The 15,566-nt window shown below is 62.9% G+C and carries 13 protein-coding genes; 7 read left to right on the forward strand and 6 right to left on the reverse strand.

Annotated features, from left to right (window positions below):
* Positions 1-91: 91 nt before the first annotated feature.
* Together AR689_RS15895 and pucL are read right to left on the reverse strand one after the other, a co-directional pair.
* Positions 92-1,600, reverse strand: a complete 1,509-nt coding sequence (locus AR689_RS15895; RefSeq protein ID WP_062071663.1) for a nucleobase:cation symporter-2 family protein — start codon at positions 1,598-1,600, stop codon at positions 92-94.
* A 167-nt stretch (positions 1,601-1,767) separates the two neighbouring features.
* Positions 1,768-2,682 (reverse strand): factor-independent urate hydroxylase, encoded by a 915-nt coding sequence (gene pucL, locus AR689_RS15900; RefSeq protein ID WP_197412905.1) that lies wholly within the window; start codon positions 2,680-2,682, stop codon positions 1,768-1,770.
* Between the two features lie 370 nt (positions 2,683-3,052).
* Here pucL and AR689_RS23395 point away from each other — a divergent pair, with 370 nt between their 5' ends.
* A complete protein-coding gene (locus AR689_RS23395; RefSeq protein WP_014922716.1) occupies positions 3,053-3,229 on the forward strand; it encodes a hypothetical protein in 177 nt (58 codons plus the stop codon).
* A 182-nt stretch (positions 3,230-3,411) separates the two neighbouring features.
* Here the strand turns inward: AR689_RS23395 and AR689_RS15905 are convergent, their stop codons facing one another.
* The 3 genes from AR689_RS15905 to AR689_RS23125 all read right to left on the reverse strand — a co-directional run bounded on the left by AR689_RS15905 (position 3,412) and on the right by AR689_RS23125 (position 5,063).
* Entirely contained in the window at positions 3,412-4,350 is a 939-nt protein-coding gene (locus tag AR689_RS15905; protein WP_062071665.1) for a type IV toxin-antitoxin system AbiEi family antitoxin domain-containing protein, read from the reverse strand.
* Positions 4,351-4,398: 48 nt separating this feature from the next.
* Complete coding sequence (locus AR689_RS23120; RefSeq protein WP_156424619.1) at positions 4,399-4,587, reverse strand: hypothetical protein; 189 nt, start codon at positions 4,585-4,587, stop codon at positions 4,399-4,401.
* 167 nt (positions 4,588-4,754) lie between these two features.
* Positions 4,755-5,063 (reverse strand): hypothetical protein, encoded by a 309-nt coding sequence (locus AR689_RS23125; protein WP_156424620.1) that lies wholly within the window; start codon positions 5,061-5,063, stop codon positions 4,755-4,757.
* A gap of 172 nt (positions 5,064-5,235) precedes the next feature.
* On the opposite strand from AR689_RS23125, the gene AR689_RS15915 reads away from it, so the two are divergent.
* A complete protein-coding gene (locus tag AR689_RS15915) occupies positions 5,236-6,231 on the forward strand; it encodes a hypothetical protein (protein WP_231745551.1) in 996 nt (331 codons plus the stop codon).
* A gap of 99 nt (positions 6,232-6,330) precedes the next feature.
* On the opposite strand, the gene AR689_RS15920 is transcribed toward AR689_RS15915, so the two are convergent.
* A complete protein-coding gene (locus AR689_RS15920) occupies positions 6,331-7,674 on the reverse strand; it encodes an 8-oxoguanine deaminase (protein ID WP_062071669.1) in 1,344 nt (447 codons plus the stop codon).
* Positions 7,675-8,086: 412 nt separating this feature from the next.
* Between AR689_RS15920 and AR689_RS15925 the strand changes: the two genes are divergently transcribed.
* From AR689_RS15925 to AR689_RS15945, 5 genes are all read left to right on the forward strand, one after another.
* Entirely contained in the window at positions 8,087-8,581 is a 495-nt protein-coding gene (locus AR689_RS15925; protein WP_062071671.1) for a nucleoside deaminase, read from the forward strand.
* 6 nt (positions 8,582-8,587) lie between these two features.
* Positions 8,588-10,141 carry an NCS2 family permease gene (locus AR689_RS15930; protein ID WP_062071673.1) on the forward strand — a complete coding sequence of 518 codons (1,554 nt, stop codon included), beginning with the start codon at positions 8,588-8,590 and terminating at the stop codon, positions 10,139-10,141.
* A 345-nt stretch (positions 10,142-10,486) separates the two neighbouring features.
* Positions 10,487-11,746 carry an XdhC family protein gene (locus AR689_RS15935; protein ID WP_062071675.1) on the forward strand — a complete coding sequence of 420 codons (1,260 nt, stop codon included), beginning with the start codon at positions 10,487-10,489 and terminating at the stop codon, positions 11,744-11,746.
* Positions 11,737-12,684 (forward strand): FAD binding domain-containing protein, encoded by a 948-nt coding sequence (locus AR689_RS15940; protein ID WP_062071677.1) that lies wholly within the window; start codon positions 11,737-11,739, stop codon positions 12,682-12,684. Before AR689_RS15935 ends, AR689_RS15940 begins: the two co-directional genes overlap by 10 nt.
* A complete protein-coding gene (locus AR689_RS15945) occupies positions 12,674-15,520 on the forward strand; it encodes a molybdopterin-dependent oxidoreductase (protein WP_062071679.1) in 2,847 nt (948 codons plus the stop codon). The genes AR689_RS15940 and AR689_RS15945 overlap by 11 nt, the downstream gene beginning before the upstream one ends.
* Positions 15,521-15,566 lie beyond the last annotated feature (46 nt).

The raw sequence follows: 15,566 nt of genomic DNA on the forward strand, positions 1-15,566 counted from the left end.
GTGCCGTCGTCGTACACTCCACTCAGGCGACAGAAAAGCGGCAGCGTCCCCCAAGGAAACACTGCCGCCTGTCATCTGCGCGGGTAGTGAATTAGTGCTCTGACGCGCTGGATGCCTTGAGCGGGACTTCCTTGCCATCGGCGTCAATCAGCTTGCCGTTTTCGAAGCGGTCGCCTTCGCTCAGGCACTTGATGTCCTCTTCGCTGACCACCCTGTCAGTGCCTGCTACGAACACGGACTGGTTGTCCGAGTTGCCGGCCTTGAAGTGGTTGAAGAGTATGTTCAGCAGGATGGCCATGACCGCTGCCGAGCTGATGCCGGAGTGGAAGATCGTGGCGAACCAGGAGGGGAACTGGTCGTAGAACTTCGGGGCGGCGATGGGGATCATGCCGAAGCCGATCGAAGCCGCCACGATGATCAGGTTCATGTTGTTCTTGTACTCAACCTTGGCCAGGGTACGGATACCGCTGGCTGCCACCGTACCGAAGAGCACGACGCCGGCGCCGCCCAGGACGGGCGTCGGAACCGCTGCGACAACGCGGCCCAGGATCGGCAGGAGACCGAGGATCACCAGGATGAGGCCGCCGGCACTGACCACGAAGCGGCTCTTGATGCCCGTGATGGCCACCAGGCCCACGTTCTGGGCGAACGCGCTCTGCGTGAAGGAGTTGAACAGCGGGGAGATGGCGCTGGAGAGCATATCTGCGCGGAGGCCGTCGCCGATGCGGCGGGAGTCCACTTTGGTGTCCACGATCTCGCCCACTGCAATGATGTCTGCCGAGGTCTCAGTGAGTGTCACCAGGATGACGATGAGCATGGAAATGATGGCCGCGATCTCGAATGTGGGAGCACCGAATGCGAACGGCGTGGGGAAGGCAACGATGTCGCCCTGGCCAACCTTGGAGAAGTCAGCCATGCCCGCAATCAACGCGATGATGGTGCCAATGACCATGGCCAGCAGGATGGAGAGCCGGGAAATGGCGGCGTTGCCAACCTTGCTCAGGAGGAGGACAACACCCATGGTTGCCGCTGCGAGTCCGATGTTGGCCATGCTGCCGTAGTTGTCGGCCTTGGCGTTGCCGCCCATGGCCCAATTAGCGGCCACCGGCATCAGCGTCAGGCCGATGGTGGTGATGACGGTGCCGGTAACAACCGGTGGGAAGAACTTGATGATCTTGGAGAACAGTGGGGTGATCGCCAAGCCAATCAGCGAGGCTACGATCACCGAGCCGAACACCGCCTGGATGCCTCCACCACCTTGGACGATCGCCACCATGGTGGAAACGCCGGCGAAGGAAACGCCCTGGACCAGCGGCAGCTGCGAACCGAACCACGGGATGCCCACGGTCTGAAGGATGGTGGCCAGGCCGCCAACGAACAAGCAAGCGGCGATGAGGAGGCCGATGTCCTGCGAGTTCATGCCGGCCGCTGCACCGATGATCAGGGGCGGGGCAATGATTCCGCCATACATGGTGAGGACGTGCTGGAAGCCGTAGGCGAACGTGCTTCCGATGGAAAGTCGTTTGTCCTCGGGCCGCTCCGACTGATGCTTCTGGGGCGCGGTGGTATTCGCAGGACGGGATTTCTTCTTGATGTTCATGGCAGACTTTCTGGGTTCATGGCAGACGTCTTCGTCTGGCTAACTGTGTCTGGCTAACAAAATCTTGGGATTTTTGGGGTTGGGTTTGTGTGCAGGTCCGGCCGTTACGGGGCGCCGTTGGGGGGACCTGCACACAAAGCCTTGAGGTGGTGCGGTTTTAGTGCGGTTTAGCAGAAGCCGGCGATGCCGCTCCAGGCAACCGGTGCAGCGTCGATGTTCTCGCGCTGGACCGTGGCTTCGATGAGGCCGTACGGGCGGTCAGCCGCGAAGAAGACCTCGTTGGGGTTGTCCAAGCCGAACGGGCTCAGGTCAACCAGGAAGTGGTGCTTGTTGGGCATGGAGAACTTGATCTCGTCCACTTCGCTGTGTGCCTCAAGGACTTTCTTGCCCATGTCGAACAGCGTCTGCTGCAAGGCGTGGGAGTAGTTTTCCGTGAAGCCTTCAAGCAGGAGTGCCTTGATGTCCTCGTAGCTCTTGTTGAAGTCCGTGCCGGCGAAGTCCAAGTTGGTGTTGTAGCGCCAGCGGGCGGAAACATCGGTGGCCAGGATGCGGTCGGTGGTTTCCGGCAGGGTGGTGTACTTATCCCGCGGGTAACCAACAAAGCCGGACTGCGTGGTCTTCAGGACGGTCAGGTCCTTGAGGCCGCTGACCAGGTGCGTGGTTGCGCCATCACGGACGACGACGGCGGTACGCACCTCTTGCCCGTTGCGGACGAAGCTGTGGTCGTGTCCCTCGCCGTGGGCCTGAATACGGTCCCAGCTGTAGGCCTCGGCTTCCCAGCGGCCCCCGGTGACCCAGTCGAATCCGCCGGTGAAGTGATCCGCAAGGCGCAGGAGGAAGGACTCGGGCGAGCCGATGCCTTCACGGGCGAACGCGTAGACGGTGTTCTTCTGGGTGTCGGTGGCAACGACGTGGCCGTTGTCGCCTTGGAGGTGTGCGGCCTGGAAGTCGCCGCGCAGCTGCGAGGTGACGTTCAGGTCTTCAATGTGGTGGCGGTCCGTATCCCGAGTGACCTTGACGACGCGGACTTCTGCTTTGCCGTACTGGTTTTCGCCGAGGACGATGTTGTTGCTCATGGTCATATCCCAACTTCTGTGAGGTGGAACCTACGTTCCATCAATGAAATTAAGCGCGTGTTTCCACTGCGTTTCTGGTGGAGCTGACCCAACAAAAAAGAGCCAGCATCCATGGATGCCAGCTCATTACGACCCTGCCTGCTGCTCTCAGGTTACGTGACCTACGCCACGAACTCATTCGAGAGTAGCGCACTATTTCGTCCTGTGTATACGGGTTCCCGAGGATCGTTATGAACCATCCAAATGTGACCGGGGCAACTCGCTTTGCTCTGGTGGGGGTCTTGACGCCTGCTTTCAGCGCTGCCTACACTTTCCACATAACAATAAAAGTTTTCCGAAGTACGGAAACTGTTTGTATGAGAAAGAGGAGGAACAGATGGACTCGAAGGATACGAACAACGTCGTGGAATTCCCGGCGCCCGGTCAGGAGCTGTACCTGCCCTTCGGTGCAACAGATCCCGACTTCTACATTCCGGCCGACTGTGACCGCAAAGCCGGCGGGTTCTCCCGTTGGCTGCGCGCGCTCCCGGTGTTCGGCCGGCAGCGCCCCTAGGATCTCCTGCATCCAAAGGGCGCGGACTCTGCGCAACAGAGCCAACGAGGCGGGCGATACCTGGGGAGGTGTCGCCCGCCTTTCCGCTGCCACGCGGCGCTTCGGTTGTGCCCATTTCGGGGGTTCCCTGCATGGCATGCCGTGCGCACGGCACTGTTGGCAGCGAACCCCCGTATCTGGTCCTAGCTCGCTTCCCGCAGCACTCTCAGCACGCTCGTTTTGAACTCTTGTTCCCTGAACAACTGCGGCCACCTGATCCGGATGAACCTCCAGCCGAGCTCGCTCAAAGCCTTTTCGCGCAGCCGTTCCTGGTAAATCACCTCGTCAGTTGGGGCGTAATCGAAGTACTTCACCCTTCCGTCGAACTCCAGAGCCACCTTTTTCTTCTTCCAGGCAAAGTCCAGCCGATGCCGACCTTCCGCTGACGAGACGTCCACCTGTAGTTCGGGTAGGTCTATCCGCAGCCGCTGGAGCAACTCGCGGGTGAGAGTTTCCCCGGGCGACTCTGATCTGGCATCCGCATTTTCCAATGCCCGGCGGAGGGTCAGGACGCCGTTGGATCCGGCCAGCGAGGCACACATCTGCTGCAGCTTCGCCACGTCGGCACCCTTTCTGAGTGCGTGGTCCATGAGGACCAGCGCTTGTTTGTAGCTCAGTATCCGGCAGCAGTCCACCACGGTCTGCTCCAAAGTGGTGCAGGGCATGCCCTGAACGAAAGCAAGGCCGCCTTTCAATGCCAGCGGCCGGGTGTGTGGAACGACGTCCCCGCCGTGAGACGTGGATGATGTTGTTGTCTCCGTTGTGATGTGGACTTTGTCATCCACATTCCACAGGAATAAGCCGTGGAGGCGCGCTGCCGAGGTGTGACTGTAAACGGAGCCGCCGGCCGACGTCGTAAGCGTTCCGTGTGCGTGCGCGGCAACGAGCTGCAGACTGCGGACCCACGGCTTTTGGGCCGCCCATGTGCTGCCTCGGATATAGCAGCCGCGGCGTAGCCGCACCAGGTCTCCGGAGCGGACCAGCAAGGAAATTCGGCGGTCGTTGATCCCCAGTTCGTGCAGCTCGTTGGTCCGCCAGAGGTCCATTTCCGAGGGGAGCTGGTCTTTGATGCTCTTTGTCATGAGTCAAGACTTGAATGAACCAAGGGGCCGGCACAGGGGCGAGTTGGCCTATGTGGAGAAACCGGCTTCGAGGGTTCCCTGCAGGAGATGCCGGGCGAACGGCATCTTGAGCAGGGAACCCACGAAACGGTCGGCATGGCGGATTGTGGTTTCACGTATGCTGGGTCGACGACCACCTCCGGGTACCTCAAGGTCGTGGCGGCCCTGACCGGACACGGGCTGCAAACTCTCGTTCAACCGGACCGTCTACAGGCGGGGTTCGGCTCAGATCGGGATTCCGATGCGCATGGCCGCGTCGTGCCGGACCATGTACCGGCTGAAACCCTGCCAAGGCAGGTGGCAACAGAGCCGGCTGGGGAGACGGCACCGAGGCAGCTTCACTGTGGCTGCTACCCAAAAGGAACTCAAGTCATGAAATTTAAGGTCTCACTATTCGTGGCGGTGATGGCGTTGGCTCTTTCCGGATGTACAACGCCTGAACCGCTGCCCACGCCGTCGGTCACTACCACGGTCACAGGCACTACTACAGCGACTCCCACCGCTTCGGAAACCTCGACGGCGACGCCCACCGCGACGTCGACGCCCACTGTTTCGGAAACCTCGACGGCGACGCCCACCGCTTCGGAAACCCCGACGTCGACGCCCACCGGGTCAGCGACGCCCACTGTTTCGGAAACCCCGACGGCGACGCCCACCGGGTCAGCGACTCCCACCGCGACACCACCCGCGGGTAGCCTCGCAAACCTTGCCCGGATTCCTTGGGACGGTGGACCGGGATATTGGTCGAAGTTCCCGGGTGCGGCGAAGCTGAACAACCCCAACCTGTTCCCTGTGAGTGTGTTCTTCGGAAAACCGGAGCACGCTGCGCAGCTAAAGGACCTCGGCGTGAATGTGTATCAGGAAGCTGAACACGATGGCTCCACGCTGACGTCCATCACTGATACTGGGATGCTCGTCATCGCGGGCCAGGAGTGGACCCGTGCCGAAGTGGGCACCAACGCCGGGGTTGTCGGCTGGGCAACGTATGACGAATGCGACATGGGTCTTGGCTGCTCCGGTAGCAATACCCAAGAGAACCTGCAGCAGATGAACAATCTTGTGGCGAAGATCCGCGCTTACGGCGACGGCAGGCCGATCAATGCCAACTACGGCAAAGGCATTTTGGGAACCTGGTGGGCCAACGGGACCATGGATGACTTCATGGCGGTTGTGGACTTCGCATCGGCTGATAATTACGCCTACACCAGTCCGGCCGTGGGAGATGCGTTCAAGGTTTCCCCGGCCTGGCCTGCGGAAGCGGACCCCGCCGTGAGTGCGGCATACGGGTGGCAGGTTGATCGGATGCGCTCTTTCCAGGCAACCCCTGGGGCGAAGCCAAACTGGGTGTTCGTGGAGTCAGCCCGCCCCTATTTATCCGAGTCGAACGCCAAGACCATAACCCCTGAGCAGATGGAAGGCGCCATGTGGTCCGGCATCATCCATGAAGCCCGGGGAATCAGCATTTTCCAGCACAATAACGATCCTGCGTACGGAAATTACTCGCTGGTGGACATCCCTGCCGACCGCAAAGCGAAGATCAAGGCTGCTCTGGGCCGGATTCAGGCGCTGGCACCTGTCCTCAACACCCAGAGCTATGTGTGGGATGCCGGGGTTGCTGGAGCGGACACCATGCTCAAAGCCAAGGACGGCAGTGCGTACCTTTTCGCGGGCATTGGTTTGAACGGCGCCACCGGTTCCAAGACGTTCACGCTTCCAGCTGGGATCACTGGTACCCAGGTGGAGGTGGTGGGCGAGGGCCGCACCCTCCAGATATCCGGTGGAAAGTTCACGGACTCGTTCGCGAATGAGTACACGCACCACGTTTACAAGATCACGATCTAACCGGGCCGCCCCACTTCGGGGGTTCCCTGCGAACAGTGCCGTGCGCACGGCATCCTGCACAGGGAACCCCCGAGCCGGGCCCAGCCAAAACCCCCAAAGCTACCCGGCCACCAACTTCCGCGCCGCTGCAGAGTGCTCGGCGATGAGCCCCGCAACGTCGAGCCCGGGAATCGCACCATCAACCACCCGCCAAGCACCGCCCACCATCACCCGGTCCGCCCGGTCCGCACCGCAGAGCAAGAGTGCGGCTACGGGGTCGTGGCTGCCGGAGAACCGCAGCTCGTCGGGCTTGAACAGGGCCAGGTCCGCTTGGAGTCCCGGGGCCAGCTGACCAATATCGGCGCGCCCCAAAACTGCGGCGGATCCACGGGTGGCCCATCCCAGAGCCCGCTCCACGGGAACTGAAGCTCCGTAGCGGAGTCGCTGCAGATACAGGGCCTGCCGTGCTTCGAGGATCATGTTGGAGGCATCGTTCGACGCCGAACCATCCACTCCCAGCCCCACGGGAACGCCCGCTGCCTCAAGTTCCAGAACGCGCGCGGTCCCGGATGCGAGGCGCATGTTGGAAGTGGGGCAATGTGCGACGGCGGTGCCGGCAGCTCCCAGCCTGGCGATCTCTTCGTCGTTGAAGTGGATACCGTGTCCGAGCCACGTCCGGTTGCTCAACCAGCCGACGGAATCCAAATAATCCACGGTCCGCAGTCCAAACATGGATTTGCAGAAGTCTTCCTCGTCGATCGTTTCGGCAAGGTGAGTGTGGAGTCGTACGTCGAACCGTTCTGCCATGGCGGCGCTTTCGGCCATGATTTCCTTGGTCACGGAGAACGGCGAGCATGGTGCAAGGGCGATCTGAACAACAGCGCCATCACCGGTTTCGTGATACTGGCGAATGAGCCGTTCGCTGTCCGCAAGGATCGCCTCGGGCGACTGGACCGTGGTCCTGGGCGGCAGCCCGCCGTCGTCCTCTCCGAGTGTCATGGACCCGCGGGTCAACGTGGCCCGCATTCCCATGGCCCGCACAGCCGCCACCTCAATGTCGATTGCGTCTTCCATACCGTCCGGGAAGAGGTAGTGGTGGTCGGCGGCGGTGGTGCATCCGGATAGCAGCAGTTCGGCAAGGGATACCTGTACCGCAAGCTCGAGGCTCCGTGGGGTGAGCCGGGCCCACACCGGGTACAGGTTCTGCAGCCAGGGGAACAGCGGCGCGTTGGCCACGGGCCCCCACGCGCGGGTGAGGGTTTGGTAGAAGTGGTGGTGCGTGTTGATGAGCCCGGGGAGAACCACGTGCCCGGACGCGTCAAAGACGGTTGCGGGGGAGGACGGCTGCCCGCCCGACGGCACCAGCTCCAGAATTTTCCCGTCGGCAACAACCAGGCCGCCGCCGGCGTCGAGGTCGTTCGCGGTGAAGATGCCCAGCGGGTTCTTGATCCAAAGTGGGGTCATTGCAGGTTCCTTGTCTGGTCGGCGTGTACGCGTTCCAGCTCAGTTAGGCCCTGTCTGCTGATCCAGGTTGCCGGACCGTCAGAACGCGGCCCAGTCCGAAAAGCGTAGAATGCTCGACGGCGGCCGTCAACGCCCTGGGGCGGGTTCCGGTCACATTCGGGCACCAGAATCTCAGCGCAGGTAATTTCGCATGACGAAATTAAGTTTTCAAAAAACTATGGCGCGGCTCACAAACCTGGTGCTACGCTCTAACTGCCAAAGGCGGGCACCCGGACCTCGGGAAGCTATCTACCAGGCGCAACTTAACCTTCATCGCACATGCTGAAGCCTGGTAACCAAGCTAACTGGAGCTCATCTCTGTAGCGCCCCCAAACAGGTCACCTGGCTTCCTCAGCACTAAGGAAGTCGCAACATGAGTACAACCGTCACGGCCGAGCAATTCCTGGCCACATCCATTGAGCTGGCAACAGCCAATGTCCTTAACAGTGGAGGCCCCTTCGGCGCCCTCATTGTCACCGCGGACGGACGAGCCTTCGAAGGCGTCAACCGCGTCACCGCAACGAACGATCCCACCGCACACGCAGAAGTCACGGCCATCCGTAACGCCTGCCGCGAACTGGGAACCTTCGATCTCAGCGGAGCAACCCTTTACACCAGCTGCGAGCCATGCCCCATGTGCCTGGCTTCCGCTCTCTGGGCACGCGTGGACCGCGTGTTCTTTGCCGCAGACCGTCACGACGCCGCATCCGTTGGCTTTGACGACGCCGTCTTCTACGAGTACTTCGAGAACGACAACCGGGACGCGCTGATGCCGGTAGCCAAGCTGGAACTGGGCGACCCCCAGGCTCCGGAGGCCCTCCAGCCGTTCACCACATGGAACACGCTTGATTCCAGGATTGACTACTAGGGCCCGGTGGCTGACATGACAATCCTGGACAATTCAGCTGAAAAGCAGGCTGCACTCTTTCCCCAAGGAGAGGGCGCAGAGCCCACAGCTGCAAAGCACACGGCAACCGGCAACAGCAAGCCGCCGGTGTCGAACTCCTTTCTGGACAAGTTCTTCCAGATCTCCAAACGTGGCTCAACGTTGGCCCGTGAATTCCGCGGCGGCCTGGTCACCTTCTTCACCATGGCGTACATCGTCATCCTCAACCCGCTCATCCTGGGTGGTTTCTCGGCAGACAACGCCCCTGTTGACGTGGCTGGGGGCTGGCTCTCGGCTGCGCAGGTTGGCGCTGTCACCGGCCTGACTGCCGGCGTCATGACCATCGTTTTCGGTCTCGTCGCCAACCTGCCGTTCGGCCTGGCCGCCGGCTTGGGCATCAACTCCTTCCTCGCCGTCGCAGTCATTCAGGAAGTCACATGGCCCGAAGCCATGGGCCTGGTGGTCATCAACGGCATCCTGATTGTCCTCTTCGGTGCCACCGGCGCCCGGACGGCGATCTTCAAAGCAGTCCCCAAGGAGCTCAAGGCCGCCATCACCGTTGGCATCGGCCTGTTCATTGCCTTCATCGGCTTCGTGGATTCCGGATTCGTTCGCGCAACAACGGGCGGCCCTCCGGTCCAGCTGGGGGACAACGGCTCCATCACGTCCATCCCCACCCTCGTCTTCATTGTTGGACTGCTGACCATGGGCATCCTCGTGGCACGCAAGATCCAGGGCGGCTTGCTGATCGGCATCGTCGCCACCACTGTCCTCGCCGCTGTTGCCGAGGCCGTGTTCCACATCGGTCCCGGTACCGCCGACAACCCCGGCGGCTGGCACCTCAACGTACCTATCCTGTCCAGCCAGCTCGTTTCGGTTCCGGACCTGAGCCTGGTGGGCCAGTTCGATCTCTTCGGTTCATTCGCCAGGATCGGCGGATTGGCTGCCACCATGTTGGTCTTCACCTTGGTGTTCACCAACTTCTTCGACGCCATGGGCACCATGACGGGCCTGGCCAAGAGCGCCGGCGTGGCACACAAGGACGGTACGTTCCCCAAACTGAAGTCGGCCTTCATTGTTGAAGGCATGGGCGCAGTGGTGGGCGGCGCAACGTCCGGTTCGTCCAACACCGTGTACATCGACTCGGCCGCGGGCATTGGCGAAGGCGCACGCACCGGCCTGGCCTCGGTGGTCACCGGCTTGCTGTTCCTGGGCTCCATGTTCTTCACACCGCTCACCTCGGTTGTTCCGTTGGAAGTAGCAGCAGCAGCCCTGGTGGTGGTGGGTGCCATGATGATGGCGCAGATCCGCGAGATCAAGTTCACCAAGTTCTCGATTGCCCTCCCGGCCTTCCTGACCATCGTGACCATGCCGCTGACGTACTCCATCGCCAACGGCATCGGCGTCGGGTTCATCTCCTTCGCCGTGATCAGCGCGGCGTCGGGCAAAGCCAAGAAAGTACACCCGCTCATGTGGGTGGTCACGGCAGGCTTCATCATCTACTTCGCCCGCGGCCCGATCAACACCCTGATGGGCGTCTAGCCCGGAGCCTCACCCCGCGCCGGCGGGCACCCTTCCGGCACTTCGATCGGCGGTCCGCCGGTGCCCACCGCACGAATAGGCGTCCGCCGTCGTCGTAATTCCCGAACTTTGCGGACGGGAAAAGGCACGACGGCGGGCGGCGGTGGAGCCGGACGCTCCGTCAGGGAACGGGGGCAGGGAGATGAAGCCCTTGCCCCCGTTCCTATGAACTCTTGCTGATTGAACTTTTACTGATTAACCGCGACTTCCCCTCAACATCCTCTGGAAATGAGAATATGGGGCAAGATCGCGCACTGCTCCGGCCGGGCCACCTGGCCGGGACACCTGGAATAAGGATGTGTTGCCATGCTGGATCTGATGCCTTCACTGGGCAGCTGGCGGCCTGCGGTCTCCGGCCAATTGTGTGCTGTGGCCACGATCGTAGGGACCGGCGGCTCCGTGCCGCGGCCCCTGGGGACCTCCATGATGGTCTCCGAAGACGGCGAAATCCTGGGCAGCTTGTCCGGAGGTTGCGTGGAAGGCGCCGTGGTGGAGGCGGCCTTGGAAGCAATGCGCGACGGCGGCCCTCGCCTTGAGTCGTTCGGCTACAGCTCCGAGGACGCGTTCGTCGTCGGGCTCACCTGTGGAGGGGAACTGGAAGTCCATATCCAACCCCTCAGCGCTGGTTCTGCCGAACTTTCCGTGCTTGCTGAAACTCAGCACCCTGCGGCCCTGATCCGCCGGCTCGATTCCCAGGGCGGAGTCATGGTGGTCCATGATCCTGTCCGGTTCCGGGCCATGGAATCCGAGGAACTCGCCATATTGTTGGGCGACCACCCCTCCACACTCTTCGCCGCCGCTGCCCAGTTGGAGCCGCTGCTCCAGGGCGGGCGGGCCGGCCTGGTCCGCCTGGCACCGCCGGAGGGATGCATCGACGGCTGGATGACCACCGAAAGGCTGGCCATGCCTCCTCAGGAAGAAGCCCAGCCGGAGCCCATCACGCTGTTTGTCGAAAGCCGTTTGCCGGCTGCACGGATGCTGATCTTCGGTGCCAACGACTTTAGTGCGGCCCTTCTGCCTGCCGGGCAGCTCCTCGGTTACAACGTGACCCTCTGCGATGCCCGGTCTGCCTTCTCGACGCAGAGCCGCTTTGCAGGAGCAGACCAAGTGGTGACCGACTGGCCGGACCGTTACCTCGAAACGGAGGCAGCGGCAGGACGCATCGACTCCCGCACGGTGGTGTGCATCCTGACCCACGACCCCAAGTTCGACGTTCCCTTGATCGAAAGCGCCCTCCGCTTGAGGCTCGCTTACGTGGGGGCCATGGGCTCGCGGCGCAGCCACCGCCAACGGATCGATGCGTTGCTGGATGCAGGCACACCGTTGGAGTCTTTGGAACGGCTGCACTCGCCCATCGGCCTGAACCTCGGCGCGGTGACTCCCGCCGAAGTCGCCGTGTCCATCACGGCAGAAATCATCGCCAACCGCGGTGCCGCCGGACAAGCCAGCACACCCGGGTTCCCTTCCCTCAGGGACAGCACCGGCCCGATTCACCCAGCCCCGGTTAATCCATCCCCGATCCCGGCGGCTACCCAACACCTCACTCAGGAGGACCCATGGACATGAACACCATCGAGGCCGTGGTCCCCACCACGGACCCGGCACAGTGGCGCGACGGCGACGCCTGGCTCGCCGGAGGCACTGTCCTTTTCTCCTACGGCAGCACCGTCCTGAAGCGGCTCCTTGACCTCGGACAAGCGGACTGGCCTGCCATCAGTGTCACGGATGCGGGCATCGAACTGGCCGCAACCTGCACCGTCGCTGAGCTCTACGCCTTGCCGGTATCCACGGAAACAGCCAATCGAGAATGGCCGGGACTGGCACTGATCCGCCCATGCTGCGACTCGTTCGTGGCCTCGTTCAAGATCTGGAACATGTCCACGGTAGGTGGCAACATTTGCACCGGCCTCCCGGCAGGACCCATGACCTCACTGTGCGCAGGACTGGACGGCGTGGCCACCATCTTCAGCCCGGACGGAACCAGCCGGACAGTCCCGGTGGCGGACGTCGTCACGGGGGATATGCAGACTGTCCTGGCCCCGGGGGAGTTGCTCCGCAGCATCCAGCTGTCAGCCACCGCGCTCTCCGCAAGAGTGGCTTTCCGGCGTTTGTCGCTCAGCAACCTCGGCCGTTCCGGTGTGCTCCTGATCGGACGGCTCGACCCCGACGGCAGCCTGATCATCACCGTCACCGCCTCCACCAAACGGCCCGTGCAACTGAGGTTCCCCACCGGGCAGGTTCCCGACGCCGGGACGCTGGCTGACGCCGTCGGCGATTCCATTCCCTGGCCGCTGTACCACGACGACATCCACGGGCTCCCTGCCTGGCGGCGGGACATGACGCTCAAGCTTGCCGAAGAGATCAGGGCGGAGCTCCTGGGCGAGTCCATGAGCGTGTCCGGTGATTTTTGGCCGCCGCATGCCACCTCGCCCCAGCCGTCCACCCAGCCAGCCACGCAAGCGAAAACACCAAACGCCCAGAAGGAGGCCCGCAATGGCAATTGAGATCAATGGTTCTGCCTCGCAGGCCACACCCCGCCCAGGACAATGCCTCCGCACCTTCCTCCGCGAGGAGGGCAACTTCGGCGTCAAGAAAGGATGCGACGGCGGTGACTGCGGTGCCTGCACGGTCCACGTCGACGGCACCCCCGTTCACAGCTGCATCTACCCGGCAGTCCGTGCCGAGGGCAAAGCCGTCACCACCATCGAAGGCCTTGCTTCCGCGGACGGTCTTCACCCTGTGCAGGAGCAGTTCTTGGAGGCCCAGGGGTTCCAGTGCGGTTTCTGCACCGCCGGCATGATGATGACCGCTGCAACGTTCGACGACGAACAACGCGCCAACCTGCCCCGCAACCTCAAGGGCAACCTGTGCCGCTGCACCGGCTACCGCTCCATTGCGGATGCGGTCTGCGGTCACGGCGGCGGTCACGCGGAAGGCCGCGGCGGGCACCAGCACGACGCCGGAGCTGACGTTTCGGGGGCGCAAGTAGTTTCGGGGGCGCAGCCACCAGCCGCTGTTCCCGCCACGCCCGGACAGCTCGGCGACGACGTTCCCGCACCCGCCGGCCACGCGGTGGTCACCGGAACCGCCCGGTACACCCTTGATGTACCGGCGGAGCAGCTTCCGGGCCTGCTGCAGATGAAGCTCCTGCGTTCGCCGCATCCCCATGCCCGGATCGTGTCCATTGACAAGGCTCCGGCACTGGCTGTTCCCGGCGTCGTGGCGGTCTTCACCCATGAGGATGCGCCGGAACTGCTGTTCTCCTCGGCCCAACACGAGAATTACACTGACGACCCCGATGACACGCGGGTGTTGGATGACGTGGTGCGGTTCATAGGGCAGCGGGTTGCCGCCGTGGTGGCTGAGTCCGTGGGCGCAGCTGAAGCAGGTGCCCGGGCGCTGGAGGTGCAGTATCAACTCCTTGAGCCGGTGTTCACTCCGCAGGAGGCCATCCTTCCCGGAGCCCCGGCGATTCATGGGGAAAAGGACGGCGATTTTTCCCGTATTTCCCGCCCGCTCCAGAACGTGGTGGCCGAGGTCCATGCCGAACTCGGCAGCGTTGCTGACGGCTTTGCTGCTGCCGACTTTATCCACGAACACACGTACCAAACCCAACGCTTGCAGCACGTGGCCATGGAAACCCACGCCTCCACTGCCTGGGTGGATGAGGATGGTCGCTTGATGGTCCGGTCCTCCACGCAGGTCCCTTTCCTGGTGAAGAGGACCCTGAGCCGGGTGTTCAACCTGGCGCCGGAGAACATCCGTGTGGTGGCCGGCCGGGTGGGCGGCGGATTCGGTGGCAAGCAGGAAGTTCTCACCGAAGACCTGGTGGCTCTTGCGGCGCTGGCTCTCCGCAGGCCCGTGCAGCTGGAGTTCACCCGCACGGAGCAGTTCACGGCAACCACCACCCGTCACCCGTTCACCATCAAGCTCAAGGCCGGCGCCAACAGGGACGGGTATCTGACTGCGCTCCAGCTGGACGTCCTCACCAACACCGGCGCCTATGGAAACCATGCCCCGGGCGTGATGTTCCACGGCTGCGGCGAGTCCCTGGCTGTCTACAAGTGCGTCAACAAGAAGGTGGACGCCCACGCCGTCTACACCAACACTGTCCCCGCCGGTGCCTTCCGTGGTTACGGGCTGAGCCAGATGATCTTCGCGATCGAGTCGGCCATTGACGAACTCGCTATCGGCATAGGCATGGATCCCCTTGAATTCCGGCTCAAGAACATGGTCCGCCCCGGCGATCACATGCTCTCCACCACGCCCGAGCCCGAAGAAGACGTGCACTACGGAAGCTACGGACTGGACCAGTGTGTTTCCTTGGTCCGGGATGCTCTGGATCGGGGCAAGGAGCGGTACCGGGCCGCTGGGCTGGATGATCTTGGGCCGGACTGGGTGGTGGGGGAGGGCTCAGCCCTGTCCATGATCGACACCGTCCCGCCCCGCGGCCACTTCGCCCACACCCGGGTGAGCCTGGAAGCGGACGGAAGGTTCGCCGTCGACGTCGGTACTGCAGAATTCGGGAACGGCACCACCACCGTCCATGCGCAGCTGGCCGCCACGGCCTTGGCCACCACCGCGTCCAAAGTGGCAGTCCGGCAGTCCGATACCGACCTCGTGGAGCACGACACCGGCGCGTTCGGTTCGGCCGGAACCGTGGTGGCCGGCAAGGCGACCCTCGGAGCGGCATTGGAACTTGCCACGCGGATCCAGACGGTTGCCGCTTCGCTGACCGGAGCGGCCTTGACGGATTGCCGGCTGGTGGATGGTGGCGTTGAATGCGGCGATCGGGTGTTGTCTCTGACGGAAATCGTCGACGCCGCCCGGTTGCAAGGCGTTCGACTCGCCACGGACGGCAACTGGGGAGGGACGCCGCGATCTGTCGCCTTCAACGTCCACGGCTTCAGGGTTGCTGTTAATACGGGAACCGGTGAGCTGCGGATCCTGCAAAGTGTCCAGGCCGCCGACGCCGGTGTTGTGGTGAATCCGCGGCAGTGCCGGGGCCAGATCGAGGGCGGCATTGCGCAGGCGCTTGGCGCGGTGCTGTATGAGGAAGTGAAAGTGGACGACGCCGGACGCGTCACCACGGACATCCTGCGGCAGTACCACATACCGTCGTTCGCGGACGTGCCCAGGAGCGAGGTGTACTTCGCTACCACCAACGATTCCACTGGCCCTCTGGGGGCAAAGTCGATGAGTGAGAGCCCGTTCAACCCCGTGGCTCCCGCCCTGGCCAACGCCATCCGCAACGCCACGGGGATTCGTTTCGGCGAGCTGCCCATCGCGCGGGACAAGATCTACCTGGCCCTCCGCGACCGCACCACCGCGCCCGTGTAGCCCAACTGACCCACCCGCCCGTCTCGAACCCAACTAGGTAGCAGAT

The sequence above is a fragment of the Arthrobacter sp. EpRS71 genome (assembly GCF_001512285.1).
Classification (GTDB): Bacteria; Actinomycetota; Actinomycetes; order Actinomycetales; family Micrococcaceae; genus Arthrobacter.